Raw genomic sequence first — 26,119 nt, forward strand, 5'->3', positions numbered from 1 at the left:
TGGATCGGCGCGCTAGCGCCGAGACGGTTGAGGGGTGGGTGACAGAGTGCCGTCGGCGCCAAGCTGGAGCACCCCTCATCCGACCTCGCTTCGCGAGGCCACCTTCTCCCGCAAGGGGAGAAGGGAAGGCAGCGCTCCGCCCGCTGCGGCGCTTGCGCCTCTTCCTTTGCGGCCGTCCTTCGCGTAAGGCGCCGGGCAAATCCTTTCAGCGCAGGCACAGTCCGGAAACCGCATGATCAGACTTGAAAGCATCAGCAAGCAGAACGGCCGTCAGCTTGTCTTCATCGAGGCGTCGGCTTCCCTGCAGAAGGGCGAGAAGGTCGGCCTTGTCGGACCCAACGGCGCCGGCAAGACGACCTTGTTTCGCATGATCACCAGCCAGGAGCAGCCCGACGAGGGCCAGGTGCAGGTCGATCGCGGCGTCACCATCGGCTATTTCAGCCAGGATGTCGGCGACATGGCGGGCCACAGTGCTGTCGCCGAAGTGATGAACGGCGCCGGGCCGGTGAGCGACGTGGCGGCCGAGATGGCGGAGCTGGAGGCGGCGATGGCCGATCCCGACCAGGCCGACCGGATGGACGAGATCATCGAGAAATATGGCGAGGCGCAGCATCGTTTCGAGGAGCTCGACGGTTATGCGCTCGACGGCCGCGCCCGCGAGGTGCTTGATGGCCTCGGTTTCTCGCAGGAAATGATGGACGGCGATGTCGGAAAACTCTCCGGCGGCTGGAAGATGCGTGTGGCGCTGGCGCGCATCCTTTTGATGCGGCCCGATGTCATGCTGCTCGACGAACCGTCCAACCATCTGGATCTGGAAAGCCTGATCTGGCTGGAGCAATTCCTGAAGGGCTATGACGGCGCGCTGCTGATGACCTCGCACGACCGCGAGTTCATGAACCGCATTGTCAACAAGATCGTCGAGATCGATGCCGGTTCACTCACCGCTTATTCCGGCAACTACGAATTCTACCAGCAGCAGCGGGCGATCGCCGATAAGCAGCAGCAGGCGCAGTTCGAGCGCCAGCAGGCGATGCTGGCCAAGGAGATCGCCTTCATCGAGCGCTTCAAGGCGCGCGCTTCGCATGCAGCCCAGGTGCAGAGCCGGGTGAAAAAGCTCGACAAGATCGATCGCGTCGAGCCGCCCAAGCGCCGCCAGATCGTGAATTTCGAGTTCCAGCCGGCGCCGCGCTGCGGCGAGGATGTCGTGACCTTGAAGAACGTCCACAAGGCCTATGGCAGCCGCAGCATCTATGAAGGGCTCGACTTCCAGGTCCGCCGCCGCGAACGCTGGTGCATCATGGGCGTCAACGGCGCCGGCAAGTCGACGCTGCTCAAGCTGGTGGCCGGCGCTTCCGACCCCGACACCGGCACGGTGGCGCGCGGGCCGAGCGTGAAGATGGGCTATTTCGCCCAGCACGCCATGGAGCTGCTTGAAGGGGAACGCACGGTGTTCCAGACGCTGGAAGACAATTTCCCGCAGGCAGGTCAGGCGCCGCTTCGGGCGCTTGCCGGCTGCTTCGGCTTTTCCGGCGACGAGATCGAGAAGAAATGCCGGGTGCTGTCAGGCGGCGAGAAGGCGCGGCTGGTGATGGCGCTGATGCTGTTCGACCCGCCCAACCTCCTGGTGCTGGACGAGCCGACCAACCACCTCGACATCGCCACCAAGCAGATGCTGATCGAGGCGCTGTCGCAGTATGAAGGCACCATGCTGTTCGTCTCGCACGACCGGCATTTTCTGGCAGCACTTTCGAACCGCGTGCTGGAACTGACGCCCGAAGGCATCCACACCTATGGCGGCGGCTACACGGAATATGTCGAGCGCACGGGGCAGGAGGCGCCGGGCTTGCGGAGCTGACAACAAGGGCGGTCGTCGAGCTGACGCCTCCCTCTTTGGTGTCCAGCGTGCCCCCGAAAGGGGGGAGGCCATTACTTCAGCGAGATGGCAAAGCCGCTGAGATCGGCGTTGACCTGCAGGCCAACCTGCTTGCCGGTGAGTTCGAGCTGGGCACCCTTGTCGTTTGTCATGACGATTACCTGGGCGCCCTTGCCGATCGTGCCGCCGCCACCCGCCGCGCCATAGACACCCGTCACATCGCGGGCGCGCCTGATATGGCGCACCGTGCCGTGGAAATAGGTCTTGGAAACGCCGAAGGCGAGGCCACCCGAAACGGCGCCGATGGAGATTGGATACGACTTACCGTGGAAGGTGAACGTGCCTTCGCCGCCGGAGCCGCCGACGAAGAAGGCCGCCTTGTAGACGGCAAAGCGGATCGTGCCGCTGTCGGCGTGCGCGGCGCTGGCAAAGCCGATGCCGGCAGTGGCGATGGCGGCAACCGCGACGGAACGAAACCTGGACGAAATCTTCATATGAGAGCTCCTCAAAATCGCTGCTTGCCCAACCGGTCGGGCGCGTCAGCGCTGTGTCAAAGTTACAACTGAACAGTCTCGCCTGTCATTTGGTTCCAGGCGGGCGGCCCGAATCTGGCTGCGGGAAGATCGACATGAAGCGAGGCCTATGGCAAGCGCAGGGGCGGGACATCGCGGATACGTGATTGGCATGGTGGAGACGCCGGCCAGGTCTGCGGAAACCGGGAAGGGCTTCAGAGATGAGAATTGCGATGCGCATTGCAATGTCCGCATTGGCCGCGACGCTGGCTGGATGCGCGACCTCTCCGGTCGACTACGGCGCGTCGCTGTCTCCGCAGGACCCAAAATGGGCGTCGCCGCAATGCCAGCAGGCCCGGGCGGCGGCTGCCGACTACCAGCTTCGCGAAAAACAGCACCCGGGCTGGGAATTCGCGGCACTTGGCCCATATGGGTTGGGGATCATAGCGGCAACCAAGGAGGCCGAGCAGAAGCAGCGGAAGCTTCACGCCCGCGACGTGCACCTGCAATGCTCGAGCCTTCCCCTGCCGAAGGAGTTGCAGGGCGATCTGGGCCCGGCGGTCGCAAAGGCGAAATATCCGTAGCCGTCCGGCCTGGGCGGGGAAGCGGATGTTGATGGCGCTGGTCCTCTCCCGTTGCGGACATCCGGCCAAGCTGCGATCCTGTCGTCATGCAAAAATTTGGCGCGCCATGGCCTTTGCTGCAATTCGCGATCGAGGCGAAGTCGAGAGCCGATGAGGGCAAGCTGCGTATCGTCCTGTCGAGGCTGGCGGACGAGGATTCCTGCTTCCAGGTCAAATGGGACGAGGAATCGGGTCAGACGATCATCGCCGCCATGGGCGAAGTTGAACTCGACAGCATCATCGACCGCGTGCGCCGCGAGTTCAATCTTGCGGTGAATGTCGGAGCCCCGCAGGTTGCCTATCGCGAGACGATCACCCGCAGCCATCAGCAGGACTACACCCACAAGAAGCTGTTGGCCGGCACGGGTCAGTTCGCCCGCGTCAAGATCATGTTCGAGCCGAACGCGCACAATCCGGACTTGGTGTTCGCGTCCAGGATCGCCGGCGGTGCGATCCCGAACGAGATGGCGGGGGTCGAACAGGGGCTGCGCAGCATCCAGTCGCAGGGGCCGTTTGCGGGCTTTCCGATGATCGGCGTCAAGGCGACGCTGGTGGACGGCGCCTGGCACGAGACCGACTCCTCGGCCCTGGCTTTCGAGGTTGCGGGCCGCGCCTGCTTTCGTGAAGCCGCGCCACATCTCGGCGTGCAACTGCTCGAGCCGATCATGAGGGTCGAGGTGGTGACGCCGGCGGACTATGCCGGCAGCATCACCGGCGAACTGAAGAGCCGCCGTGGTCGGATCGGGGACCAGGAGACCCGCGACAGTGCAGTCGTCATCAACGCGATGGTGCCCCTCGTAAACATGTTCAAACTGGAGGACACACTCCGGTCGCGTTCGAACGGGCAGGCGCGCTTGAGCGTCAGCTACGCCGCATACGCTCCCGTCCCGCTCCCTAACGATGGTGACCCGCCGCCCGCTGCGGCCGCGTTCGCCTGACGTCCGCTCGCCGCCGCTGTGATCGCGCCAAGGGTGCGGCCTTATGATGGGGCGTTGATGGCGAATTGCGCGGCGAAAGCCCTGGCATAAGCGGGCCGGGCTTCGCCGCGCGCGACATAGGCAGCGAGGTTTGGATATTCGTCCAGAATGCCTGACATTCTCAGGCGAAGCAGCACCGAAGCCATCAACAGGTCGCCGGCGCTGAATGCGCCATCGAGCCATTCGGCGGCGCCGAGGTAGGCCGAGAGCTTGTCCAGCACTGCCCGAACACGGTCTTTCACCAAGGGCAGGCGCTCCTCGGCCCAGGACCTGTCGGCTTCGAATATCCTGGCCGTCGTCAAATCGAGAACCGGCGGCTCGACGGTGTTGAGTGCGGCAAACATCCAGGTGATGGCACGGGCGCGGGCATCGCGATCCCTGGGCAGCAGGCCCGCATGCTGCTCGGCAAGATGAAAGACGATCGAGCCGGTCTCGAACAGGCACAGAGATCCCTCCTCATAGGTGGGGATCTGGCCGAAGGGATGGATGGCCAGATGGCCAGGCGCCTTCATCCCGGCGAAGGAAACGAGACGAACCTCATAGGGCTGGCCGACTTCTTCGAGCGCCCAGCGAACGCGCGTATCGCGCGCCAGTCCCTTGCCGCCGTCGGGCGAGCGTTCAAAGGCGGTGATGGTGGGGATCATTGGCAGGCTCCGAAGGGTTGGTGTCCAGGTCTTGCGCTTGCACACAGAGGACGAACGACCGGGGCTGTTCCCGACACGCTGCCTCGTTTTGTTAGCGCAGCAGGCCTTCCGCCTCGAACGTATCCCAGCCTTCCAACTTTGGCTGCGGAGCGCCTTCCTTTCCCGAAGTCCTGGCGCTGCGAGCCTTGCGCTCCCGTTTTCCCGCTCGCGTCAGTGCGGCCTTGCCGGCGCCGCGCCGCCTGTTCTCTGTGACTTCCCGCGCATCTTCCTCCCGCCAGCCTGTCGCCAGGTCGCGATCGAGAATGTCCTCGATGTGGTGTGGGTCGAAGACGTGGAAGGTGACGGCCTTGGATCGCCCGCGCATCTTGACGGTGCGCGTGCCGATGCTCTTCAGGCGACCATCCCTCAGCCATTTGTGACGCTCGCGGGCCGAGATGGTGAGAATGTCTTCTGCCTCGCGCGGAAGCACGGCCAATGCTTCGATCCCCTCCAGTGTCCTGGAGATGGTTGCCGAGGCCGCCTGGAAGGCATCCGCGTCGGTCTTCAACATGCGCAAGACGATGCGGCCCGTCTCGGCCTTGGCGAATTTCCTCACCACCCATGGCAGGCGGGCTCGAACTTCACGTTCGATCCCCTTGAGGCGCATGGCGGAGCCAAGCGTTGCCGATGGCGGCAGCGGCCATTCGGCGACCACAGTGGTGCCCTTGCCGCGCTCGGATGCGCGGTCAGGGCCGGTGGCAATTGCCGCAACGATGCCACTCAGGACCTTTCGCAGGGAACCACGCTTCTTGTCTGTCATGTTTCATGTTCGCTCATCAGCTGCCTTCATGGAACGGCAGTTCGCACAGCAGACAACCGAAATCAGGCTCAAACAGTTCCTTTAGCACGCGCAGGCAACTATCCGGGTTCGCCAAACCACAGCGCCGTCGCCAGAGCAGCTTCCTCAAGGTCAGGCTCAGCGTTAGCGGCCCAGGCGACGACCCCATCCGGGCGCACGAGCAGGGCGCTCAGGCCGAGCCGCTCCCTGGCATTCTCGGCGACATAGCTGATCCGCTCGCTCCAGCGGCTGGCAAGCGCCTGAAGGGCAGGGTGGGCGTCGAAGTCCAGCAGCAGGCCTTGCCCGTGCCTCAAGCGTTCGCCGAGCCTCGTCCCGTCGGCCAGTTCGAAATCGGGCGCGCTGCGGCCGACCAGCGGATGGCTGCCGCGGAGATCGTAGCGCAGCGAAACGCCCCAGACGCGCTGGGCGAAATAGGTCGCGCCGTCACGTGTGTCGATGAGATCGCGGATGATGGCTTCGAGCGCGCGCGAACTGCGGCTTGGCCGCATCAGCGCGACCTGGGCGCGCGACCAGTCGAGAACCTCAGCGCCCACCGGATGCCGCTCTTCGAAATAGCTGTCGAGCAGGCCGGCCGGCGCGTTGCCGCGGATGGTGGCGGCAAGCTTCCAGCCAAGGTTCATCGCGTCGCCGAGCCCGAGATTGAGCCCCTGGCCGCCGAGCGGGGAATGGATGTGCGCGGCGTCGCCGGCTAGCAGCACCCGGCCGTTGCGGTAAGCGGTTGCCTGGTAGGCGCGATCGGTCCAGGTCGTGGCGAGGCTGAGCGCCGTCACGGTGATGTCGGTGCCGGACACGCGGCGCAACACCGCCTGCACATGCTCTGGCGTGATCGGCTCCGTCCGGTGGAAAGCGGCCCCGTCGAACTCGACCATCGCGATCGTGCCTGGCTTTGAATAGGTATACATGCCCGTCGGCGTGTAGTGGCGGCCGGGGCTCAGTGTGTCCGGATCGGCGATTTCGACTTCAACGGAATAGCCGGTGAATTCGGCATCCGTGCCGGTGAAGGCAAAGCCGCCAAGCTTGCGGACCGTGCTGCGGCCGCCATCGCAGCCGACGAGCCAGCTTGCATGAAAAGTCTCACCACCGGCGCTGACGGTCACGTCCTCGTCCGACTGGCTGAAGCCGTCGACGCCAAGGCCGCGCCTGATCTCGACGCCCATGGCGCTCGCGCGGGTGGCGAGCGTGGTTTCCAACTGCTCCATCTCGACCGCCATGCTGGTGCCCGCCGGGCCGGGCAGGCGATAGGGCCATTGCGAGCTGTCGATGGCATCGAGGTAGAACTGGATGCCGGCGAAATGGCCGCCCGGGCGGCGCGGCTGCTGCATCCAGTGCGCGGCGGCCAATTTGGCGCCACCCGGGCCATCCTTCGCGGGCGGCGCAATGTCGTCGAGCAGGCCGCGACGGTGGAAGGCCTCGATGGTGGGGACGTTAAGGCCGCGCATGCCGAAGGGCAGCCGCTTCAACGGCGAGCTGGGATCCTCGGCTTTTTCTAGCACCAGCACGCAGAGGCCTGCCAGGCGCAGCTCGCAGGCGAGAAACAGGCCGACAGGACCGGCACCGGCAATGACGACATCATAGGGGATCGGGTTGTGCATGAACTACTCCTTGGTCGATGTGTTCGACCGGAGCGTTCCTCGAGTTGAGAGCCACACGGACGAACGATGGGACGCTCGATCAGCGTCCGATGTTCGTCGCGGGGATCTCGTGCACGAAGCCAAAGACCAGAGCTCTCGTCACCGAGAGGAGTTGGGCTTACCAAACCAACCCTGCCTTTTCCGACGGGGCTATATAGCGAAGCAGCGATTGGCCTGCAACAGGGCACGGCGGCGGCCAAGGGCAACGCCAAGGGTACTGCCATTACCCCGCAGCCAGCCATTTGCGCGATTGCGCGAAGGCCTTGAAGGCCTTGGCCTCCATCGGGCGGCCGAAAAGGTAGCCTTGCAAGATATCGCAGCCAAGTTCCTTGAGGATGCGCGCGTGCTCCATCGTCTCGACGCCCTCGGCAACGACTTCGATGCCGAGCGATTTGCCGATTTCGATGATCGACGCCACCAGCTGCCGTTGCGCCATTGAGCCGGTAATGGGTGTGATCAGTTGGCGGTCGATCTTGAGGCGACGCGGCCGCAGCTTGAGCAGCGAGACGATCGAGGCGTGGCCGGTGCCGAAATCGTCGATCTCGATGTCTATGCCGAGCTCCTTGATGTGGTCGATATTCCAAGTGACCAGATCGTCGTTTTCATCGAGGAAGATGGACTCCACCAACTCGAACGACACGGTTCCCGCCTTGATGGCCAGCTTGCGCAGGCCCTCGATCAAGTCCTTATCCTCCAACCGCCTGGCAGAGACATTGACCGACACGCGCGGGATGTTGAGATGACTGCGCGACCAGCGCTCGAAATTCTCCAGCGCGTGTTTGAGGACGATGCGGTCGATCAGCGCCACGACGTTGAGTTCTTCGGCCACTTTGAGGTAGGCGTCGGGGGCCAGGATGCCCCTTCGCGGATGCCTCCAGCGCGACAACGCCTCGACGCCGACGATCTCAAGCGTCCTTGCGTCGAACTGCGGCTGATAGTGGGCGACGAATTCGTGCCGCTCCAGTCCGCCGAGAATCTCGTCGGCGATCTGCTTGGTCCGCACGATCTCGCTCTGCAATTCCTCGTTGAAGAATTCGTGGCGGTTGCGGCCACGGCTCTTCGCCCGGTAAAGCGCGAGATCGGCGTTGACCAGCAACTGCTTCACGTCGACGCCGCTGTTGGCGGCGATGCCGATGCTGACCCCGAAACGGCATGGATGGCCGCGATAGTCGACCGGCTGGCGCATCTCCTCGATGATGCGGCCGGCAAGCGCCGAGAGCTGGTCGTCGTCAAGTCCACGGCTCACCACGACGAACTCGTCGCCGCCGATGCGCGCAACGAAATCGTCACGGCCCGCATTGGCCTGGATAACCTTGGAGGCATGCACCAGCATGGCATCGCCCGCGGCGTGGCCGAGCGTGTCGTTGATCTGCTTGAAGCGGTCGAGGTCCAGGTGCAGCAGTGCCGTGCGCCGGTCCGGTTCGCCGTTTTCGGCCAGCAGTTCATCGAGATAGCGGCGGTTGGGAAGGCCGGTCAGCGAATCGTGCAGCGCCGCATACTCGATATGTGCCTTGGCGAGATTGAGTTCGGCATTCTTCGATTCCGTCAACTGGCGCTCGCGAATGAGGTTTTCGTTGAGCAGCACGTCGCTGCTCACGTCCCATTCGGCGCCGATCAGCTTGGGCGTTCCGCCGATGTCCTGGAAGTAGGTCGCGCGCGTGCGCACATGGCGGACGGTGCCGTCGGGGCGCAGGAGCCGGTATTGTGAGGAGTAGGGGCCTTTTTTGGCCGCGGCGAGATCGAAGTCCTGTCTCGCCCTTGCAAGATCGTCGGGATGGATCGCCTGCGCCCAGTCATCATAGCCGCGCGGCTTGCCGTCGGCTGACTTGCCGTAGATCTCGTTGACGCGGTCATCCCACACCATTTCGTTGGTGGTGAGGTCGTGTTCCCAAACGCCGATACCGGAGGCTTCAAGCGCCAGTTCCAGGCGCCCGGACAGGCGTCTCAGCTCCGCGTAGTTTTTCTGCCTTTCGCCGAATAGCCGACCGGCCACCATGATCGGCACCACCACCAGCGCTCCGGCGAGCAACATGAGCGACCGCAAGGTCCACTCGTTCTTCGGAGCCGCCGGCCAGCCGCCCCTGGGAATGGCCGAAATCTGCCAGGAGCCTGATGGTAGCTGCACGTCGGCTGATACGGGATTTCCGGCGACGACCTGGTCGCCGCCGAAAAAGCGGTCGCCGCCGCCGCCCAGCGCATCCTTGCCGGTGAGTGCGACATCGATGTCGAGATCCGGGTCGGTCAGCCCGCTTGCCGCGTAGAGCCGGTCGACATCGACCACCGCGGAGACGATGCCCCAGAAGCGGTCGCCGCCGCCCGCCGTCGGCACGAACACCGGAATGCGGCCGATGAAGCCGCGCCCGCCCTGGGCAAGGTCTACCGGGCCGGCAAACACCAGCACCCGCTGGTCGCGCGCCCTCAGCGCCGCCATGCGCTGCGCTTCGTTCTTGCGGTAATCGAGCCCGATGGCCTTCTCGTTGCCTTGCATCGGGTACATCAGCGAGATGACCAGGTCGGGTGCGCCGGCAATGTTGCGCAATTGCGATTTCTGCTCGAACAGATTTCCGGCAAGCGAGGCAAATCTCTGCTGGCCCATATAGGGTTCCGTATCGATGGCCGAGACCAACCCCTGAACAAGCTGGAGATTGCCGTTTATGTTGCCTTCGAGCTTGGCGCGGATGATGTTGACCTTGGCCAGCACGTCGGCGCGCGCCAGTTGGTCGGAAACCCTTCTGTTCTGCTGGTCGGCAACGATGGAGCAGACCAGAAGCACGACAAAAGCGATCGCCGCCGGCAAGTTGGCGGAAGAAAAGATGGCCCGTCTCACGCGGCCGAGGCTGAATCCAGTAATGGCCAATTCGACCCGGATACCTTTCCTGAACTATAGCTCATCGATCGAGCCTAGTAGCAAACGCTTAAATTTGCCCTTCCAGGTTGGCGGGAAGTTTCGGTATCCGCTGTGCGGGGCATTTCAACTTACTGGGCGGAGTAGTGCTTAAACCACCGGCGTCGTCGGCGCTTTACGTGATCGCGCGCCATCGCGCCAACATCCGATGGCTGCTGGCCGGGACCGAGCCACGCCTGGGGCGAGATAGCCCGGACACGAAAACAGAACCGCAGATCTAGAGCGTCGGCTCACACAAACACGATCGGGTTTTTCTCGCGCCGTGCGATGCCGATCAATTCCGCTAGTCCATCGGCAAATTCCCGAACCCATGCGTCGGTGCTGGATTCGATGAGCTTCAAGTCGTGTTCGAGCTCGACGAAGCTCGGCTCCTCGATCGTGTCTCCCATATGACTACCGGAATAAAGCACAAGCCGTTCCAAGGCCGATCCTTTGCCGACATGGCCCGTAATCCACTCTCGGAGGTAGCCGACATGCGAGATGTTTCCGATGCGCCACGCACGAGCCCTGAGCGCCTCGAGCGCGAGATCCACGTTCTCGGGATGGATTACCTCGCATTCACCCGTTATCAGCTCTCGTTGAAAGCGATAGCCGGGAAATTCCCGCTCCATCGCCGAGACACTTTTGAAAACTGCGGCGTCGAGACCCATGTCGATCTTCCTTGCAAGCCCAAGGCAAATGGGCGCGCGGTGTTACGCCGGCAATCCCGCCATCCGCATCGCGTCGGTCACCTCGCCGACAATGTCCGGCGCCAGCCCCACCGCCGCTGACCAGCGGCCAATCGTAAAATGCGGGTCGAGCGCCAACATCCGCGCTCCCGCCGCCTTGGCCTCGTCGAGCCGGCCGAGCCTGGCAAGCGGTGCGGCCAGCCATCCGTGCAGGATGCTGAAGCCGGGGTTCATCTCCACCGCCCGCCGGCCTGCCACGACAGCCTGCTCATGCCGGCCGGCGAGGAAATTGCCGAAGCCGATCATGCCTTGCGGCACGCAGTTCATGGCGTCCAGCGGGCTCAGTCGCAACGCCTGCTCGCACCAGTCTATGGCGCGGGCCGCGTCGCCGCCATAGGCCACCGGCACGCAGCCGAACGTATAGACGAAGGCGCAGGAGGCGCTGAGCGCCAACGCTTGCGAAAACGCCTCGTCGGCCAGCCTGCGGTCATGCTCGACCAGGCCGATGGTGAAGCCGGCCAGCGCCAGCGCCATGGCGTCGCCCGAGCCGTGCTCGATGGCGGCATGGGCATGGCGGGACGCCTTCTCGCGGTGGTCCGCCCGCATGCCCCCGCGGATGAAAAGGGTTTGATGCGCCCAGGCGGCAAAGCCGTGGACGAGCGCATAACTCGGCTCGATGGCCAGCGCCTGGTCGAGCAGCGGCAGGCCCTTGGCAGCGCCTTGCGGCATGAAGGTGTAAACGTCGGGCAGCGCGCGCAGGAAAAGATCGTAGGCGTCGAGACTGTCGGGCCGCCTGCGCTTGACGCGTTCGATCTCGGCCCGGCGCAGATTGGGCTCGATGGCCGCGACCACGCTGATGGTGATCTCGTCCTGCAGCGCGAACACATCGGTCAGCTCGCGGTCGTAGCGCTCGGCCCAGAGATGGCTGCCGTCTTCGGCGTCGACGAGCTGGCCGGTGATGCGCACCCGGCTGCCCACCTTGCGCACTGAGCCTTCCAGCACATAGCGCACGCCGAGTTCGCGCCCGATTTGCTTCACGTCAACGGCGCGGCCCTTGTAGGTGAAGGAGGAATTGCGGGCGATGACGAACAGCCAGCGAATGCGCGACAGGCCGGTGATGATGTCCTCGACCATGCCGTCGGCGAAATAGTCCTGATCCGCATCGCCGCTGAGGTTGACGAAGGGCAGCACGGCGATGGAGGGGCGGGCGGGAATGCCGAGGCCAGGCTTCGCCTGCTCCACCGGTGCCGTTGCCTCCGCGCCGGCCTCCTCGCGTACGGTGCCGACGAAGCGAAAGCCCCGGCGCGGGAAGGTGCGGACGAGGCGCTGCTGCTCGCCATTGTCCTGCAGGGCGCTGCGCGCGGCGTTGACGCGGCTGGCCAGCGTCGCGTCGGAAACGATGCGCCCCTGCCAGACCGCATCGACCAGATCGTCCTTGCTGACCACCCGCTCCCGATTGCCGATCAGATATTGCAGCAAGTCGAACACCTGCGGCTCGACGGCGATCAGGTCATTGCCGCGGCGCAGTTCGCGCCGGTCGCCGTCCAGGGCGAAATCCTCGAAAAGATACGGCAAATTGCTGGCTCCGGAACGCGGTTCATAGCGATTCCGGACACTGTATCCGTGTGGCGCCCTTAAAATCAAAGCCATCTCAAGGGAAAATCAAGGGGTCCTGAAGGTCGCCTCAAAGCGCGCGCGCCGGCCCTGCGGCATAGTCCTCCTGCAACCAACGCAGACAAACACTTTGAAACGGAGAACCCAAATGTCGAACACCACAGCAAATTCCGTCGTCCTCGTTCATGGCGGCTTCGTCGATGGCTCCGGCTGGGAAGGCGTCTACCATCAGCTCAAGAAGGACGGCTACGACGTCACCATCGTCCAGAACCCGACCACTTCGCTCGCCGACGATGTCGCGGTGACCAAGCGCGCCATCGCTGCCGCTCCCGGCAATGTCATCCTGGTCGGCCACTCCTATGGCGGCGTCGTGGTGTCGGAAGCCGGCACCGATGCCAAGGTGGCTGCTGTCGTCTATATCGCGGCTTTCGCGGCGGATGCCGGCGAGTCGGTCTCGACCCTGATCGCCAACCCGCCTCCCGGCGCGTCCGTGCCGCCGATCCTGCCGCCCGTCGACGGCTTCCTGATGCTCGACAAGGCCAAGTTCGCCGCTGCCTTCGCCGCCGATGTGCGTCCCTCGCTCGCCTCCTTCATGGCGGACTCGCAGGTTCCGTGGGGCATTCCGGCGCTCGAAGGCAAGGTCACCAAGCCGGCCTGGAGGGTGAAGCCGAGCTGGTATCTCGTCGCCACCGACGACCACATGATCCCGCCGCCGGCTCAGCGCCAGATGGCGACCCGGGCCGGAGCGACGACGGTGGAAGTGCCCGGCAGCCACGCGGTCTACGTCTCCGATCCCTCGGCTGTCGCCAAGATCATCGAACAGGCGGCTGCCGGCGTGAAATGAAGCACGTTGCTTCTGATGGACAGCCCGGGCGTATGACCGCGCGCCCGGGCTTCGCTGTTTGAGCAAAGGGTACCTTTCAACTCCACCTAACGAAATGAAGATAGGTCATCTGTACTCACGTATGCGTTTGAGCAATAGTGTAGTTAGTTAAGCGACATTTGATTGGAAGGTGCGTGATTGTGCCTAGTAGGACAGATGAGACATATAACGCGCATATGTCGACCTATCGCCACTATCTTCGAAGTATAAACCGTCCCCTGGCGGAGGGGTATATACGTCGGGAAGGCCAGCATGTGCCCGCCGCAATCTTGGAGTTGGCCAAAGCGGTTCCAGTGGCTCTGGCTATCGCGCGGCTTCACGAAGCAATTCTTTGCTCGCCTGCGAGAAATTTCTGGGCGGTAGTCCGCGAAACAAAAGGCGTGCTTTTCGTTCGATCGGCCGACACCGGTCAGGAGCACCCTTGGCCATGGGGTCGAACAAAAAGTGGTAATATGCGCTTCAGGCTGCCCGGGCACCTCGTTTTCTCGCCATGGCTCCCAGATTTCCATGGTGGGCTGAGAAGTCGAATGATCTGGCTTCAGCGAGTGGCGGGCCAACTCGAAACTCTGGAAAACGAGGATTACTTTTCTGTCTCGCACCTTCCCCATTGGATTTGGGATGCAACGCTGGGAGCCAAGCAAATCATTCGGGAGATCCAAGCGTTTCAAGGATTTGCCATGCCGGACAGCATAGCGGCCCTGGACAGGTGGTCCAACGAACCCCAGCGTGGTTCCAATATTGTGTTGCGGATTTCGCAGGGGACGCTTGTCTACGACGACGGCTCGGATCATTGCGAAATTGAAATTTCCGAGACGCTCACCCAGCCTCTCATCGCCCCATCGACGCCTGATCGACCGTTGATATTGCACTCGGTCCGAGCCGGAGGACAATCCTATTGGGCTTAAAGCCGTGACGGCACGTGTCGAGGGAAGGCGCTATGGACCGCGCGGCCAGCAACAAGCGAGAAGTCCGGTGCCGCTTTTGGCAAACACATCATCCGGTGTTCCAGGATAATGTGTTGGCTGAATAAGCTTGAGACAAGGCGGTTCCGGACACACAATGGCCAGACGGTTTGCGTTTCTCCTGGTGCGCGACTTCACGCTGTCGCCGCTGTCGCTGTTCATCGACACGCTGCGGCTGGCGGGCGATGAGGGCGACCGCAGCCGCAGGATCGAGTTCGATTGGGAGATCGTCGGCGAACGCGGCCTGCCGATCCGGGCAAGCTGCGGTGTCGAATTGCTGCCGACCAAGGGGATCGGCAATCCTGAGGATTTCGACAATATCGTCGTGGTGGGCGGCCTGCTCGACACCAACCGCAGCCTCAGTTCCGACAAGGAGGCCTTCCTGTTGCGGGCGGCCGAGAAGGGGGTGCCGCTGACGGCGCTCTGCACCGGCAGCTTCGTGCTGGCGCGCTATGGCCTGCTCGATGGCTACGCCGCAGCCGTCAGCTGGTTCCACATCAAGGATTTCCGCAGCCAGTTCCCCGATGTCAACGCCCATGCCGACAGCCTGTTTTCCGTCGACCGTGGCCGCTCGACCTGCGCCGGCGGCACGGGTGCGGCCGACCTTGCCGGCCATTTCGTGTCGCAGTTCATCGGCCACAAGGCGGCGGAAAAGGCGGCCAAGATCCTGGTGCTCGACCGCATCAGAAGCAGCCGCGACGTGCAGCCCGTCGGCGACCTGTTTCCGGCGGCGTCGAGCCGCGCGGTGAAGCGCGCACTGCTTTTGATGGAGAGTAACCTGCAGGAGACGCTGTCGGTCAGCGAGATCGCGAGCCGGCTGAACTGCTCGCGGCGCCAGCTCGAGCGTCTCTTCGGCACCGAACTCGGCATCGGCCCGATGGCGGCCTATCTCGCGCTAAGGGTGCATCATGCCAAGTCGCTGCTCGAAGGCAGCGACCTGCAGATCGGCGACATCGCCTATCGCTGCGGCTTCACCAATGCCGGTCATTTCAGCCGTGTGTTCCGCCAGCAGACCGGCATCACGCCAACCCATCTCAGGCATCCCAATCGCATGCCTGCCGGCATGGCGTTGGGATGAGGCCGGGAACGAAGCGGCGCCTCAGCCCTTCGAAATGCCGCGCTCGATCAGCCGGGCCAGGCGCTGCGAAAATGCCCTGGCATCCGCCGGCTTGTCGCCGTCGAGCACGCGCGCCTCGTCGTAGAGGAGGTGGGCGGCGTCGTCCTTGAAGGCCTGGTCCTCATCGCCCAGGCCGGCCAGCGCCAGCACACGCTCATGCCGCGGGTTGATTTCGAGGATGGGCTTTGCCGCTTTGTCGAGACGGCCGGCGGCGTTCATCAGCCGTTCGAACTGCCGGTCGGGACCATGTTCGGGGGCGACCAGGCAGACCGCGCTTTCGGTCAGGCGGTCGGAGGGCTTGACGTCCGAGACGGCGTCGCCAAGCGCTGTCTTGACGAAGGCGAGGAAGCCGTCGACCTCGGGCGTTGCCGCCGTCTGCGGCCTGTTCGCCTCGTCGAGCAGTGGAATGTCGGACAGCTCGGCCACGCCTTGCGTGACCGACTTGAACGGCTTGCCGTCGAAGTCCGGCGCCATGGTCACCCAAAAACTGTCGACCGGATCGGTGAGCAGCAGCACCTCGATGCCGCGCGCCTTGAACCCTTCGAGCTGCGGCGAGGCTTCGAGCCGGGCGCGGTCGTCGCCGGCCATGAAGAAGATCGCCTTCTGGCCTTCCTTCATCGCGGCGACATAGTCGGCGAGGCCACGCCAGCCTTCGCCGGAGGCGGTCGAGCGGAAACGGGCAAGCTTCAGCAATTGCTCGCGCCGCTCGTAATCCTCATAGAGCCCTTCCTTCAGCACAACGCCGAAATTCTCCCAGATCTTCGCATAGGCCTCGGCCTCGTTCTCGGCCAGTTTCGAGAGATCGCCGAGCACGCGGTTGGTCAGACCTTTGCGGATCGACGCGAGCAGCGGGCTTTCCTGGATCATTTCGCGCGAGACGTTGAGCGGCAGGTCGGCGGAATCGACCAGCCCGCGCACGAAGCGCAGATAGCGCGGCAGAAGGTCGGCGTCGTCGGTGATGAAGACGCGGCGCACATAGAGCTTCATGCGGCCTTTGCGGTCCTGGTCGAACAGATCGAACGGGCGCGACCCCGGCACGAAGGCGAGCACGGAGTATTCCTGCCGGCCCTCGGCGCGGAAATGGATGGTGGCGGCCGGCTCGTCATACTGGCCGGCGACGCTGCGGTAGAAGTCGGTGTATTCCTCGGGCTTGATCTCGCTCTTCGGCCGGACCCAGAGGGCGGTGCCATCGGCGATGTCGCGCGCCTCGGCGCCGGGTTTTTCGACGAGCGTGATCGGCACCGGCACATGGCCCGATTGCGACTTGGCCAGCTGCTCTAGCCGGTAGGAGCCGGTGTAGGAGACGGCATCGTCCATCAGATGCAGCACGACACGGGTGCCGCGTTTGGGAGCGGCTTCGAGCGGGGCGGGCGCGATCTCATACGAACCCTTGCCGTCGGACGACCAGCGCCAGGCCTCCTCGCTTCCGGCCAGGCGGCTGATGACGTCGACGCGGTCGGCCACCATGAAGGCGGAATAGAAGCCGACGCCGAACTGGCCGATGAGTTGCGTGTCCTCGCTGCCTGAGCCGACACGCTCGATGAAGGCGCGCGTGCCGGAGCGGGCGATCGTGCCCAGCGCCTCGGCCATGTCGTCGCGGCTCATGCCGATGCCGTTGTCCTCGACGGTGATCTGCTTGTTGTCCGGATCGGCCGAAATCGAGATGCGCGGCTTGGGATCCTCGCCCAGCAATTCCGGACGGCTGACGGCCTCGAAGCGCAGCTTCTCGCAAGCGTCGGCGGCATTGGAAATCAGCTCGCGCAGGAAGACGTCCTTATCGGAATAGACCGAATGCACCATCATGTGCAGCAACCGCGAGACATCCGCCTCGAACGCCCTGGTTTCCGTCGCTTTCGTATCCGTCGTCATTCAGATTTCCCCACACTGTTCATCTGCCCCGCCGCGCCGAATTGCGTGCGGGACTTCCTTTCAACCATTTTTTGCGGTGCTGGCAACCCTATCGGTCGGGCCAGCGCGCCGACGATATGGTGGTGGAATGCGAGGGCAACAAGAGGGCGCCGGCGGTGAAACTATCGATCTCCCCCCTTGTGGGGGTTGAGGAGCGGTCCGCGCAGGTGGGGAGATTGGCAGCGTCCGCGTCGCGCCTACTTCCCCGCCATGTGATCGGCCAGCGCCTGCGCCTGGGCGAGCAGCGCGGGGAAGGCCGCATCCGCCGGCAGGCTCTTGCCCAGGCAGACGCGGAAGTCGTTGTCGCCCTTCGTCCAGGCGGCGTTGGCGGCGTCGGATGTGTTCTCGTCGCTGTCGTCTGTGGCCTGCTTGGCCAGCTTCTGGGCGGCAGTGTCAGCGCCGGTCCACACGGCGTCGCAGGCCGCGATCTTCGGGATGGGCGGTGTCGCCGGCGCTTCGGCGATCAGGACGCTGTTGCCCTTGACGACCGTGACGACGACCTCCTGGTTGTAGTTCGGCCCGATATCCTGTGCCCAGCCGCCGAGCCGGGCGATCGCCATGTCGGCGCCATCCGGCTTCTTCAGCGCAAAGTCGAGCGTGCTGGTGAAGGCGGCGTCGCTGCCGATGGCCTGGGTGTAGAAGGCATCGAGCTTCAGCGCCGCGTCGAAGCCGGTAGGCAGTTTGAGATCGGCATCCGTCTCGGCGGCGCGCGACTGCAGCCATCGCTCGACCAGGCCGCGTGTCGATGCCACGATGCTGGGGCCATCATCGGTGCCGTGGCGCAGCCCGTCCAGCATGCCGAAGCCGATATCGGAAGAACTGAGGCTTTCGAGATTGATCGTGCCGGCCGCCGGAAAATCCTTGACCGTGAAGGGGCCAAGCAAGGCGGTGAGACGCTTTTCGAGGTCGGCGCGGGCCTTTTCATTGGCCGCATCGAGCGTTTCCACCGGGGTGTTGGCGCTGTCCATCGCCGCGATTTCCGCAATCGCCTTGTCGCGCGCGGCGATATAATCGTCCTCGGGTGCGGCGGCGAAGGCCGCACTGCTCGCAAGTGCAAACATGACCGTCCAGACCAACCGCATGACAGAACCTTTCTTCGTGGCGGATCAACAGGTCCGGCAGCCATCGGGCAGCTTTGCGGCTATTGCGCGGCAGGAAACGTCGAGGCGAAACATCCTGATTGGCGAGGGATGGCAAGCACCGCCATTAACCATCAGTTAACTATCCGGTCGCCTTTGAATCAAATTTGGCGGATATTGTTTTTGGGCCGAACGAGGGTGGTCGAGGGTCTGGAGAAGACAGCAATTGTCAGCCTGGCGCGCAGCATTCGTTCGTGCGCGGCAGTGAACTTAAAGAAAAGAAGCGACGGATCACCGTCGCCTTGCGGGGAGGCGTCAGCATCATTCTTGATGAGGATCGCCAGAATGAAGATCGAAGATGCGGTTACTGCCGTAACAGCCGAGGCCAACGCGCTGCTGTCATGCCTCGGCCAGCCCGTCGTCGCCTACCACGTCACGGCCATCATGCGGGAGGCCGACCGGGAACATGCCAGGCAGATGCAGCTTACCCTGATGCGGCGAAGCATCGAGGCACTCGTCGATGACGGCCTGGAGGATGTGGCCGCGGAGCATTTTGCCGCGCAGTTCGACGGACGCGTTGGCTCGACGTGGAGACTGCTGCACGCATCCGATGGCGTGGCGCACTGATCTCGGCCAACTGAGCTGATCGAGTGCCAATTGACCGTGTTGCCAATGGCTGCAATGTGCCGCACAGGGCGTGCGAAAGGGCGTGGCACGTAATCGCGTCTATCCCCGCACGATGCGATAGACAGTAGCGTCACCCTCCACACCACGAAGAGGCGCGTCAAAAGCCACGACACGATGGCCGGCAAGCATTTCGCGAACCCCGGGCGCGGAATAGAGCGCCTCGGAAATGCAGACCTGTCCGGCTTCTGCCAAGGACTGCACGCGCGCGGCGACATTCACCGTCTGGCCGAAATAATCGAGGTTGTCGTTGAGCGTCACGGCGATCGACGGTCCACAGTGGGCGCCGATCTTGAGGATGATCCCTGGCCCGTCATGGTCGCCGTTGAAGCGGTCGATTTCTTCAAAGATGCGGAGTGCAGCCGAAATCGCATCCGACGGCTGCGAGAACACAGCCATCACCGCGTCCCCAATCGTCTTGACCACCGCTCCGGAATGCTGCTGAACCGCCACGTTGACCAAAGCGAAATGCTCGCGGACCAAAGCATAGGCGTTGAGGTCACCCAGTCGCTCATACATGGCGGTCGAACCCTTGAGGTCCGTGAACAGGAAGGTGATCTGCCGGATGCCGAGCCCCTCCTTCTCGTCGACACGCTCTGACCGGAAGAGCTGGCGGAAGGTTTGCCGCGCAAGCAGCGCTCCACCGGAAACATAAGGGTCGAAATCGAGCGCCGGCTTGGTGGTCAGCGCGACAAGCTCGGGCGGCCAGTTGATGACAAGCAACGAACCTCGCGCCGTCCCCCTATTCGCGACCTCAATGACAATCGGACCAGGTGGCACGGCGGGCAACGCCGGCAAGAAGCGTTTGCCGTCATAGTCGATCTTCAGACGTGTCGGAGCCGACACCGGATCGCCTGATATCGGCACAGCGAATGCGGCCTGTGTCTGCACGTTGACGCCCGAAAGGGCGCCCGGTCCCAGGTCGGCGCGCAGCACTGTGGTGGTGCCGGGCGGCAGAAACGTCATGCCCCGAACGAAGCCGCGCAGAACGTCAAGAAAGCGAACGTCTTGCCCCGGCAGCCGCCCGTCATGTCCGAAGTGGAGCTTCCAGTGAAAATCCTCGACAGGGAGCGTCTCGGGGTCGTGGTAGGGCAGGCGCCGTAACTTCGGCGATACCGAGAAGGTGACCTCGATGAAGTCGTCGAGGTCGGTGTCGCCCGATACGTCGCACAGGCCACAGACGTAGTGGGTCTTCAGCGTGCGCAGGGCGCCGAAACTATCGAGCACCATCCCGGACTGGGGACAGAGCACATCCCAGCTCATGTCGAACAAGCCGCAGCGGGTAGCATGCAGGAAGAGGTCGATTGCTTCAGGCTCGGCGATTGCGCGGTCGCGAGCAAAGGACCGCGGATTGACGCGATAGAGTGAATGGTCGTCGGCGCTCTTGATCAGCGTCTCGAATTTCGAGATGACGCGTGGGCTCCAGGCTCGCGCCTGCTCCACCTTGGTCATCTTGCTTTCGAGAAGACGATCGTCGACTACCGTCACGTCGGATCCTCAACCTTTCCTCGCGACAGCCTACTAAAAAACCAGCGCGATGCGAATGGACTGAATTCCCTTTGTTGGCACGCGGTTTGTCCAGGAGGCCCAGAACGGGACGCCGCGCACTGGAGCAGACGCGCTGAAACGGCGGCAGTTCTCGCTGCTACCGTTGCATGAGCTCAATGGCCGCGACATTGAGGATTGCATCCTTAGGCCCAAACCTGCAGCACGGCTGCGTCTGCCAGCATCATGACAGTAAAGCCGATCGCCGGGGCGAGGTGCTTGAAGCCCTCGCGTGCCTTGATCAGCGTGCCCAGCGCGGCGAGGATCAAAAGCGTGAGGCCGACCAGCGCGATGATGCGCGTGGATGGAAACAGCAAGGCCGCTGCCCCTGCGATCTCCAGACCCGCCGTCAACAAACGCCACCCTTTGGGATAGCCCCAGCGTTGGAAATCCGCTTCGGCGTTGCCGGCATTGACGAGGTTGGCCAGGCCGGCGCCGGCGAACGCCAGCGCAACGATCCCGTTCAAGACCAGGGCGATGCTCATCGCGGAGCTCCTTGCGTCGGGTTGGCACCCGTGGGGTTGGCACCCGTGGGGTTGGCACCCGTGGGGTTGGCACCCATCTGGTGTAGAACCTCCTGCAGATTGAGCTCGTCCCAGTGCTCGACGAACCGATCGCCTTCGACGCGCCAGATATCGATCGAGCGCATGGTAATTTCGGCGCCCGATGCCGGAACGCCAATGAACGGTCCAGTGTGGCGGGCCGTGTAGGTGTAACGGCCGACGACGCGGTCGCCGACGGCAAAGGCGTCCTCGACGACGACGTGGGTGTTGGAAAGGGTTTCGAACCAGTGGCCCATGAACTCGACGACACCGGCCAGGCCGGGCCGGACGCCGGGGTTGTGGTTGACGTAGTCTTCAGAAACCAGTTCGGCGAAGCGTTCAGCGTTGTGGCTGTTCATGATGTCGGCGAACAGATGGGCCAGATCGACGGGGTTGCGCATGTTGACCTCCATGGGCTATAAGGCGATACAAAATCGTATCGTATAAAATCATATAAGACGGAATCGTATCGTATGCAAGAAGGAAGCTCCAGAAAGTGGCGAGACGACGATCCGCGCAGGCTGCGGATGGCCGAGACGAGGGCTTCGATCCTGCGCGCGGCGCGTCCCATACTGCTGAGGGATGGCCTCGGCGGCACGACGCTGGACCGGGTCGCGGCGGAAGGGGGGATCGCGAAAATGACCCTCTATCGTCACTTCCCAAGCAAGGAGGCGCTGTTTGAGGGATTGGTCACCGCGATGTGCGAGTACATGCGCGAGGAGATCGAGAACGCCGCGCCCCCCGACATCAACAAGCCCAGGGCGGACCGGCTTGCGGAAGAGCTGCACGCCTTCATTACGGCCCTTCTTGAGCCGGACGCGCTGGCGCTCTATCGCTTGATCGTCGCTGACGGATGGCGCTTTCCCGCTCTGTCAAAGGTGTTTGAGCTGTCCGGCATGCGCGTTATCCGGCAGCGGATAGCGGGGTTGCTCGAGCCTGGTGCGGTCCCTTCCAGCACGTCACTGACAATCGCTGGCGGGATCGTGGCGCTGGCACTAGGGGATGCCTATCAGCGCGCGATCATGGGCATCGTCGAAGAGGGAGACGCCGAGGTGTTCGAACACCAAATCGAAGATGCCATTGCTTACGGGCTTAGCCGCCTTAGCCCTTCTTGAACGTCCGCTATCACTATTTGATTGTCACGATTTCTGCCTGACCAACCGTTCCAGCGCATCCACGATCAGGTCACAGAACTTCGCATGGTCGAGCCTCATCGCCACGCTGTGGCGGAAGTCGGTCTGCTCGCTCGCCGTGCCGCCGAAATGGTGCATGCCGCCCATCTTCTCGAAATTGCACACCGTCATGCCCTTGGTCCACCGGCCGGCGAGCTCGACGCGGATGTCGGCCTTCTCGGTGGTGAAGACGCTTCCGTCGATCATGGCCGCGACGCAGCAGGCGTCGTGGATGGCGGGGTACTCGATCTGCAGCAGACCGCCATGCATGGTCGCGATGAACGCCCAGATATCGAGGATGAACTTGGCCATCGGGCCGCCGATGGCGCGCACCCGGTCCTGCAGGTCCGGGGTGGCCAGTGCCTGGTGGGTGAGGTCGAGCCCCACCATGGTGACGTCCCAATTCGCCCGGAACACCACGTCGGCGGCCTCCGGATCGCCATAGACGTTGAACTCCGCAGCCGGCGTGATGTTGCCGCGCGTGTAGGCACCGCCCATGGCGACGACCTTCTTTACCCGTTCGACGATGCGCGGGTCCTTGCGCACGGCGAGCGCGATGTTGGCGTAGGGACCGACGGGCACCCGCCGGAGCATGCTCGGCGCCGCTGATCCGAACAGAGCCGTCTCAGGGGAAACGTTTCGTTCGTTCGAATGACAACAGCCAAGGAAATTGAAGATAGCGTCCAGGTGACGCGGCATCCAGCGCCGGGGCTCGAACTAAGTGGAGAATACGATCGCGGTGAGGGTCGCGCCAAGTGAGGTTAAGTGATGGATCACTTGCAGGGGACTACGTCAAAATATCCATGCTGTGACTTCACCCTTGTTAAACGACGGCCTTCGATTGTACTTCACGGGATGCGTGGCATGGGGTGCAACGCCATGCTGTCCCTCGTTTCGTCGATCCTCATTCTGCTGTTGGCGTCTCCGGCAAATAGCCAGCAGGCGCCCGATGCATCCGTGACGCTCAGCGAAACTCAGGCTCTCAAGGGCGCGCGAACGCTGCCCGGCGAGGATGAGCAGGCCTTGCGCCGCGAATTGGCCGCGGCACGGGCTGAGTTGGCCAGGCAAGCGCAGGCCCTGAAACAGCAGCAGCAGACAGACGAAGCGCTCACGGCCAATCTGGAGACCGCGCAGCGTGCCATCGAAAATTTCCGGGCGGAAGCCAGTCTCTGGGATAGCAAGAAAGACGCGATGCCCGAAGCGCCACTCTCCACGGATGCCCCTCGGGCCAATGCGGCGCAGGCGCTTGATGAGGAACGCCATAAGGTTGAGCTCCTGGAACAGGAACTCGCCACGGCGCGTCAGACGATCGATGCTCTCAAGACAAGCGCAAATCTGGCCACAGCGGAACAGGCCAAGGGCGCGAGGGACCGGCAAGTGGCCGACTCCGCTGCGACGCAGGCGCTTGATGAGGAGCGCCAAAAGGTCGAGTTCCTGGAACGGGAACTCGCCACGGCTCGCCAAACGATCGATGCCCTCAAGACAGGCGCAAATCTGGCCGCGATGGAGCAGGCCAGGGCCGCGAAGGATCGGCAAGTGGCCGACGCCGCTTCAAACCAGGCCAGAAAAGCACTCGAGCTGGAGCGTCAACGAGCGGATTCAGCCAGGCGTGATCTCGACAGCGCCCGCAAGGAACGCGACGCCTTGCAGCAGAGCTCGACAGACTTGAGTGCGGCGCTGGACCAGGAACGTGAAAGGGCCAACGGCTTGGCCCGCAGCCTCAGTGCCGCGCGCGAGGAAATCGACGCCATCAAGGACAAGCGTCGGACAGCGGCCGTGGTGCGCGCGCCTAAGGCCTCCAAGAGTGCGCTCGCAAGTTCACCACCGCGTTCGGTCGCAGCCCGTAAACCGGGCTTGCCGAAAAAACGTAAGGTGAAGGGCCCAAAGTCACCGCAGCCTGTCATGCTGGCAACCATTGCTCTTCCCCCCGCCTTGCTGCCAACCCGGCCGCTTCCGCCGTGAACACAAGGTGAGTGAAATGCATAGTGCAGGGAGGATGACGGTGAAAAAATACTTCGCAGCCGCGCTGACGATCGGTATCGCAACCGGGCCTGCCTCGGCGCTGGATGCAGGTTTAGGCGGTAAGGTCGGCGGTCTTGGGGTCAGTGCTGGAGTGAGTGCCGGTTCGCAAGGCGCATCCGTAGGGGTGGGCGCAAGCGTCGGCGGCGTTGGCGGAGCAAACGTCGGAGCTTCGGTTGACGCAGGCAGCGGGTCGGTCAACGCCGGTGTCAGTGCCGGCGGCAACGTAGGCACCTCCAGCGGAGGCCTTTCCACCGGTGTCGGCCTGGGCGCCGCTCCGTCCGCCGAAAACGGATCGGCAACCGCTCCCGGTGGTCAGGCCGCTGCCACGACAGCCACGGCCTTTACCAAGACCACCAGGCAATCGATCGTCCTGCCATCTGTCCTCAGGCCCTCCAAGGACGGCCAGGGCGACCTCACCAGGGGATATCCCTTTGGATCCCTGGAAGCGCTGACAGCGAAGCCCGGCACGCCAGCCGCGGTCGTACAAGCCTGCCGCGCGGCGATCATGTCCGCTGCCAAGCCGCTTGGCGCCGTCCGTGTCCGCGCGGTCAGCGCAGGTGTCTTGCATCGACGTGGAGGTGCACTGACGGCGCCGATCAAGGTGCGAATAGACTATGCCAGACGCGGCGGCATCGAAGTCCGGCAAGCGCAAGTCGGGTGTCGCCTCGATAAGGCAGGCAGGGTCACTGCGGTCATCTAGAACCAAACTGCAAGAGGGCAGGCAGTGCTGCGGGTTGGTCAAAGCAGCGATAGACATTCGCCGAAGCCGACGTTGGTTCAGCTTTGTCAGCCGTATCCGTTACCGCATCGTGTCGGCCGCTCGAAACAATGATTTTGTCTTCACTTTCCGGAGAACGGAGGTTCTAATCTTATGGGAGCCGCGAAGTCGGTCCTGGATCGCGCAAGGGGACCTGACATGGCGGATTCTGATCGGATCGACAGACTGATCGCAGCGGTACCCTCCGCCTTGGCGCTTCGAGCCGGGCTGGACCTTGGCGTCTTCACCCGGCTCGGTGACGATGCCGCGACTGCCGACAGCCTCGGGGCCGCGCTCAAAGTCGATCCCGATCGTCTGTCGCGGCTGCTCTACGCACTCGCCAGCATCGGTCTCCTCGAAGTCACGGGCGGTCAATTTCGCAACGGAGCCGAAGCGTCTGCCTTCCTCGACGCGTCCAAGCCGACCTATCGCGGCGGCGATCATGCGCTGCTGCGCGAACTCTGGGGAGCGGACCTTTTGACCGCGGACTCGCTGCGACAGAACCGGCCGGCCGCGCTGCACGACTTTTCCGAAGCGGGGCCTGAGTCCGCGGCGGCCTTCAGCCGCATGCTCGCACCGGGCGGGGTGATTTTCGGCCGGCATCTGGCCCGCGAGATCGACCTCTCTGCAATCGGCTCGGTGATCGATATCGGCGGCGGGGCGGGGACCATTCTCGTCGGGCTTCGCGAGCAGCGGCCGCGGATTGCGGCAACGCTGATGGAACTGCCAACGGTCGCAGCGGTCGCGCCTTCTATCCTGGCAGAATACGGTGCCAGCGAGGTGACTGTTGAAGAGGGGGACATAACTGTCGCGCCATCGATCGGCCGGCACGATCTGGCGATCCTGAAGGCCGTCGTCCAGGTGCTTCCGCCGGACCAGGCACGCCGTTCGATCCTGAACGCGGCGCGTTGCCTCAACCCCGGAGGCGAGATCGCAATCGCGGGGTGGGGTGTCGTCGATAACGACCGCCTCGGCCCGCCCGAGGGTGTCTTTCTCAACCTCACCTTCCTGAACCTCTATCGCCACGGCGAATCCTACACGGAAGGTCAGTATCGGGCGTGGATGACCGAGGCTGGATTGCAGGATATATCGAGGTCGCGCCTGACGGATGGCACCACCTTGTTTCGTGCGCGCCTCGGCTGAAGATTCGCGGTCCGATTGCG

23 protein-coding genes and 2 pseudogenes are annotated in these 26,119 nt (G+C 63.6%); 12 read left to right on the top strand and 13 right to left on the bottom strand.

Annotated features, from left to right (window positions below):
• Window positions 1-232 precede the first annotated feature (232 nt).
• Entirely contained in the window at window positions 233-1,855 is a 1,623-nt protein-coding gene (locus AC04SF_RS07430; protein ID WP_027052319.1) for an ABC-F family ATP-binding cassette domain-containing protein, read from the top strand.
• 71 nt (window positions 1,856-1,926) lie between these two features.
• Here AC04SF_RS07430 and AC04SF_RS07435 read toward each other — a convergent pair whose 3' ends face one another.
• Entirely contained in the window at window positions 1,927-2,367 is a 441-nt protein-coding gene (locus AC04SF_RS07435) for a hypothetical protein (protein WP_488477194.1), read from the bottom strand.
• 251 nt (window positions 2,368-2,618) lie between these two features.
• On the opposite strand from AC04SF_RS07435, the gene AC04SF_RS07440 reads away from it, so the two are divergent.
• Together AC04SF_RS07440 and AC04SF_RS07445 are read left to right on the top strand one after the other, a co-directional pair.
• Window positions 2,619-2,969, top strand: a complete 351-nt coding sequence (locus AC04SF_RS07440) for a hypothetical protein (protein ID WP_488477195.1) — start codon at window positions 2,619-2,621, stop codon at window positions 2,967-2,969.
• A gap of 71 nt (window positions 2,970-3,040) precedes the next feature.
• Window positions 3,041-3,946: pseudogene (locus tag AC04SF_RS07445) on the top strand (translation factor GTPase family protein); the annotation flags it as partial.
• A 41-nt stretch (window positions 3,947-3,987) separates the two neighbouring features.
• Here AC04SF_RS07445 and AC04SF_RS07450 read toward each other — a convergent pair.
• The 4 genes from AC04SF_RS07450 to AC04SF_RS07465 all read right to left on the bottom strand — a co-directional run bounded on the left by AC04SF_RS07450 (window position 3,988) and on the right by AC04SF_RS07465 (window position 9,925).
• Complete coding sequence (locus AC04SF_RS07450) at window positions 3,988-4,629, bottom strand: glutathione S-transferase family protein (RefSeq protein WP_488477196.1); 642 nt, start codon at window positions 4,627-4,629, stop codon at window positions 3,988-3,990.
• 91 nt (window positions 4,630-4,720) lie between these two features.
• Window positions 4,721-5,428: a hypothetical protein gene (locus tag AC04SF_RS07455; protein WP_488477197.1), complete on the bottom strand. Its 708-nt coding sequence runs from the start codon at window positions 5,426-5,428 to the stop codon at window positions 4,721-4,723.
• 98 nt (window positions 5,429-5,526) lie between these two features.
• Window positions 5,527-7,059, bottom strand: a complete 1,533-nt coding sequence (locus AC04SF_RS07460; protein ID WP_488477198.1) for an FAD-dependent monooxygenase — start codon at window positions 7,057-7,059, stop codon at window positions 5,527-5,529.
• Between the two features lie 262 nt (window positions 7,060-7,321).
• Window positions 7,322-9,925: a bifunctional diguanylate cyclase/phosphodiesterase gene (locus tag AC04SF_RS07465; RefSeq protein WP_488477199.1), complete on the bottom strand. Its 2,604-nt coding sequence runs from the start codon at window positions 9,923-9,925 to the stop codon at window positions 7,322-7,324.
• A 182-nt stretch (window positions 9,926-10,107) separates the two neighbouring features.
• On the opposite strand from AC04SF_RS07465, the pseudogene AC04SF_RS07470 reads away from it, so the two are divergent.
• Window positions 10,108-10,224, top strand: a pseudogene (locus AC04SF_RS07470) (glycerol-3-phosphate 1-O-acyltransferase PlsY); the annotation flags it as partial.
• Window positions 10,225-10,233: 9 nt separating this feature from the next.
• On the opposite strand, the gene AC04SF_RS07475 reads toward AC04SF_RS07470, so the two are convergent.
• Both AC04SF_RS07475 and AC04SF_RS07480 read right to left on the bottom strand, forming a co-directional pair.
• On the bottom strand, window positions 10,234-10,653 hold the full coding sequence (locus tag AC04SF_RS07475) for a hypothetical protein (protein WP_488477200.1): 420 nt from the start codon (window positions 10,651-10,653) through the stop codon (window positions 10,234-10,236).
• 42 nt (window positions 10,654-10,695) lie between these two features.
• Window positions 10,696-12,246: a winged helix-turn-helix domain-containing protein gene (locus AC04SF_RS07480; protein ID WP_488477201.1), complete on the bottom strand. Its 1,551-nt coding sequence runs from the start codon at window positions 12,244-12,246 to the stop codon at window positions 10,696-10,698.
• Window positions 12,247-12,433: 187 nt separating this feature from the next.
• Between AC04SF_RS07480 and AC04SF_RS07485 the strand changes: the two genes are divergently transcribed.
• From AC04SF_RS07485 to AC04SF_RS07495, 3 genes are all read left to right on the top strand, one after another.
• A complete protein-coding gene (locus tag AC04SF_RS07485) occupies window positions 12,434-13,129 on the top strand; it encodes an alpha/beta hydrolase (protein ID WP_488477202.1) in 696 nt (231 codons plus the stop codon).
• Window positions 13,130-13,695: 566 nt separating this feature from the next.
• Entirely contained in the window at window positions 13,696-14,073 is a 378-nt protein-coding gene (locus tag AC04SF_RS07490) for a hypothetical protein (RefSeq protein ID WP_096448236.1), read from the top strand.
• A gap of 154 nt (window positions 14,074-14,227) precedes the next feature.
• Window positions 14,228-15,208, top strand: a complete 981-nt coding sequence (locus tag AC04SF_RS07495; protein WP_488477203.1) for a GlxA family transcriptional regulator — start codon at window positions 14,228-14,230, stop codon at window positions 15,206-15,208.
• A 21-nt stretch (window positions 15,209-15,229) separates the two neighbouring features.
• On the opposite strand, the gene htpG is transcribed toward AC04SF_RS07495, so the two are convergent.
• Together htpG and AC04SF_RS07505 are read right to left on the bottom strand one after the other, a co-directional pair.
• Window positions 15,230-17,116 (bottom strand): molecular chaperone HtpG, encoded by a 1,887-nt coding sequence (htpG, locus tag AC04SF_RS07500; RefSeq protein ID WP_488477204.1) that lies wholly within the window; start codon window positions 17,114-17,116, stop codon window positions 15,230-15,232.
• A 236-nt stretch (window positions 17,117-17,352) separates the two neighbouring features.
• The gene (locus AC04SF_RS07505) at window positions 17,353-18,237 is read right to left on the bottom strand and encodes a hypothetical protein (RefSeq protein WP_488477205.1); all 885 of its coding nucleotides are present in this window, start codon (window positions 18,235-18,237) and stop codon (window positions 17,353-17,355) included.
• Window positions 18,238-18,579: 342 nt separating this feature from the next.
• Between AC04SF_RS07505 and AC04SF_RS07510 the strand changes: the two genes are divergently transcribed.
• Window positions 18,580-18,861, top strand: coding sequence for a hypothetical protein (locus tag AC04SF_RS07510; protein ID WP_488477206.1), 282 nt, complete (start codon window positions 18,580-18,582; stop codon window positions 18,859-18,861).
• Window positions 18,862-18,960: 99 nt separating this feature from the next.
• Here the strand turns inward: AC04SF_RS07510 and AC04SF_RS07515 are convergent, their stop codons facing one another.
• The 3 genes from AC04SF_RS07515 to AC04SF_RS07525 all read right to left on the bottom strand — a co-directional run bounded on the left by AC04SF_RS07515 (window position 18,961) and on the right by AC04SF_RS07525 (window position 21,406).
• Complete coding sequence (locus AC04SF_RS07515) at window positions 18,961-20,406, bottom strand: DUF5939 domain-containing protein (RefSeq protein WP_488477207.1); 1,446 nt, start codon at window positions 20,404-20,406, stop codon at window positions 18,961-18,963.
• A gap of 203 nt (window positions 20,407-20,609) precedes the next feature.
• Window positions 20,610-20,948, bottom strand: a complete 339-nt coding sequence (locus AC04SF_RS07520; protein ID WP_488477208.1) for a DoxX family protein — start codon at window positions 20,946-20,948, stop codon at window positions 20,610-20,612.
• Window positions 20,945-21,406, bottom strand: a complete 462-nt coding sequence (locus AC04SF_RS07525) for an ester cyclase (protein ID WP_488477209.1) — start codon at window positions 21,404-21,406, stop codon at window positions 20,945-20,947. Before AC04SF_RS07525 ends, AC04SF_RS07520 begins: the two co-directional genes overlap by 4 nt.
• Window positions 21,407-21,478: 72 nt before the next feature.
• Between AC04SF_RS07525 and AC04SF_RS07530 the strand changes: the two genes are divergently transcribed.
• Entirely contained in the window at window positions 21,479-22,120 is a 642-nt protein-coding gene (locus tag AC04SF_RS07530; RefSeq protein WP_096448222.1) for a TetR/AcrR family transcriptional regulator, read from the top strand.
• Window positions 22,121-22,144: 24 nt separating this feature from the next.
• On the opposite strand, the gene AC04SF_RS07535 is transcribed toward AC04SF_RS07530, so the two are convergent.
• Window positions 22,145-22,771, bottom strand: coding sequence for a nucleoside hydrolase (locus AC04SF_RS07535; protein ID WP_488477210.1), 627 nt, complete (start codon window positions 22,769-22,771; stop codon window positions 22,145-22,147).
• Window positions 22,772-23,056: 285 nt separating this feature from the next.
• Between AC04SF_RS07535 and AC04SF_RS07540 the strand changes: the two genes are divergently transcribed.
• The 3 genes from AC04SF_RS07540 to AC04SF_RS07550 all read left to right on the top strand — a co-directional run bounded on the left by AC04SF_RS07540 (window position 23,057) and on the right by AC04SF_RS07550 (window position 26,099).
• Complete coding sequence (locus tag AC04SF_RS07540; protein ID WP_488477211.1) at window positions 23,057-24,139, top strand: hypothetical protein; 1,083 nt, start codon at window positions 23,057-23,059, stop codon at window positions 24,137-24,139.
• 40 nt (window positions 24,140-24,179) lie between these two features.
• Window positions 24,180-24,899 carry a hypothetical protein gene (locus AC04SF_RS07545; protein WP_488477212.1) on the top strand — a complete coding sequence of 240 codons (720 nt, stop codon included), beginning with the start codon at window positions 24,180-24,182 and terminating at the stop codon, window positions 24,897-24,899.
• 216 nt (window positions 24,900-25,115) lie between these two features.
• Window positions 25,116-26,099: a methyltransferase gene (locus AC04SF_RS07550; RefSeq protein ID WP_488477213.1), complete on the top strand. Its 984-nt coding sequence runs from the start codon at window positions 25,116-25,118 to the stop codon at window positions 26,097-26,099.
• Window positions 26,100-26,119: the final 20 nt, after the last annotated feature.

It is taken from the genome of Mesorhizobium sp. CNPSo 4671, from assembly GCF_057784245.1.

What these genes read in the sequence shown, in the direction of transcription:
- AC04SF_RS07430 (WP_027052319.1), top strand. Translation starts at nt 233, where the DNA reads ATGATCAGACTTGAAAGCATCAGCAAGCAGAACGGCCGTCAGCTTGTC.
- AC04SF_RS07435 (WP_488477194.1), bottom strand. Translation starts at nt 2,367, where the DNA reads ATGAAGATTTCGTCCAGGTTTCGTTCCGTCGCGGTTGCCGCCATCGCC.
- AC04SF_RS07440 (WP_488477195.1), top strand. Translation starts at nt 2,619, where the DNA reads ATGCGCATTGCAATGTCCGCATTGGCCGCGACGCTGGCTGGATGCGCG.
- AC04SF_RS07450 (WP_488477196.1), bottom strand. Translation starts at nt 4,629, where the DNA reads ATGATCCCCACCATCACCGCCTTTGAACGCTCGCCCGACGGCGGCAAG.
- AC04SF_RS07455 (WP_488477197.1), bottom strand. Translation starts at nt 5,428, where the DNA reads ATGACAGACAAGAAGCGTGGTTCCCTGCGAAAGGTCCTGAGTGGCATC.
- AC04SF_RS07460 (WP_488477198.1), bottom strand. Translation starts at nt 7,059, where the DNA reads ATGCACAACCCGATCCCCTATGATGTCGTCATTGCCGGTGCCGGTCCT.
- AC04SF_RS07475 (WP_488477200.1), bottom strand. Translation starts at nt 10,653, where the DNA reads ATGGGTCTCGACGCCGCAGTTTTCAAAAGTGTCTCGGCGATGGAGCGG.
- AC04SF_RS07485 (WP_488477202.1), top strand. Translation starts at nt 12,434, where the DNA reads ATGTCGAACACCACAGCAAATTCCGTCGTCCTCGTTCATGGCGGCTTC.
- AC04SF_RS07490 (WP_096448236.1), top strand. Translation starts at nt 13,696, where the DNA reads ATGATCTGGCTTCAGCGAGTGGCGGGCCAACTCGAAACTCTGGAAAAC.
- AC04SF_RS07495 (WP_488477203.1), top strand. Translation starts at nt 14,228, where the DNA reads ATGGCCAGACGGTTTGCGTTTCTCCTGGTGCGCGACTTCACGCTGTCG.
- htpG (WP_488477204.1), bottom strand. Translation starts at nt 17,116, where the DNA reads ATGACGACGGATACGAAAGCGACGGAAACCAGGGCGTTCGAGGCGGAT.
- AC04SF_RS07505 (WP_488477205.1), bottom strand. Translation starts at nt 18,237, where the DNA reads ATGCGGTTGGTCTGGACGGTCATGTTTGCACTTGCGAGCAGTGCGGCC.
- AC04SF_RS07510 (WP_488477206.1), top strand. Translation starts at nt 18,580, where the DNA reads ATGAAGATCGAAGATGCGGTTACTGCCGTAACAGCCGAGGCCAACGCG.
- AC04SF_RS07520 (WP_488477208.1), bottom strand. Translation starts at nt 20,948, where the DNA reads ATGAGCATCGCCCTGGTCTTGAACGGGATCGTTGCGCTGGCGTTCGCC.
- AC04SF_RS07525 (WP_488477209.1), bottom strand. Translation starts at nt 21,406, where the DNA reads ATGCGCAACCCCGTCGATCTGGCCCATCTGTTCGCCGACATCATGAAC.
- AC04SF_RS07530 (WP_096448222.1), top strand. Translation starts at nt 21,479, where the DNA reads ATGCAAGAAGGAAGCTCCAGAAAGTGGCGAGACGACGATCCGCGCAGG.
- AC04SF_RS07535 (WP_488477210.1), bottom strand. Translation starts at nt 22,771, where the DNA reads ATGCTCCGGCGGGTGCCCGTCGGTCCCTACGCCAACATCGCGCTCGCC.
- AC04SF_RS07540 (WP_488477211.1), top strand. Translation starts at nt 23,057, where the DNA reads ATGCTGTCCCTCGTTTCGTCGATCCTCATTCTGCTGTTGGCGTCTCCG.
- AC04SF_RS07550 (WP_488477213.1), top strand. Translation starts at nt 25,116, where the DNA reads ATGGCGGATTCTGATCGGATCGACAGACTGATCGCAGCGGTACCCTCC.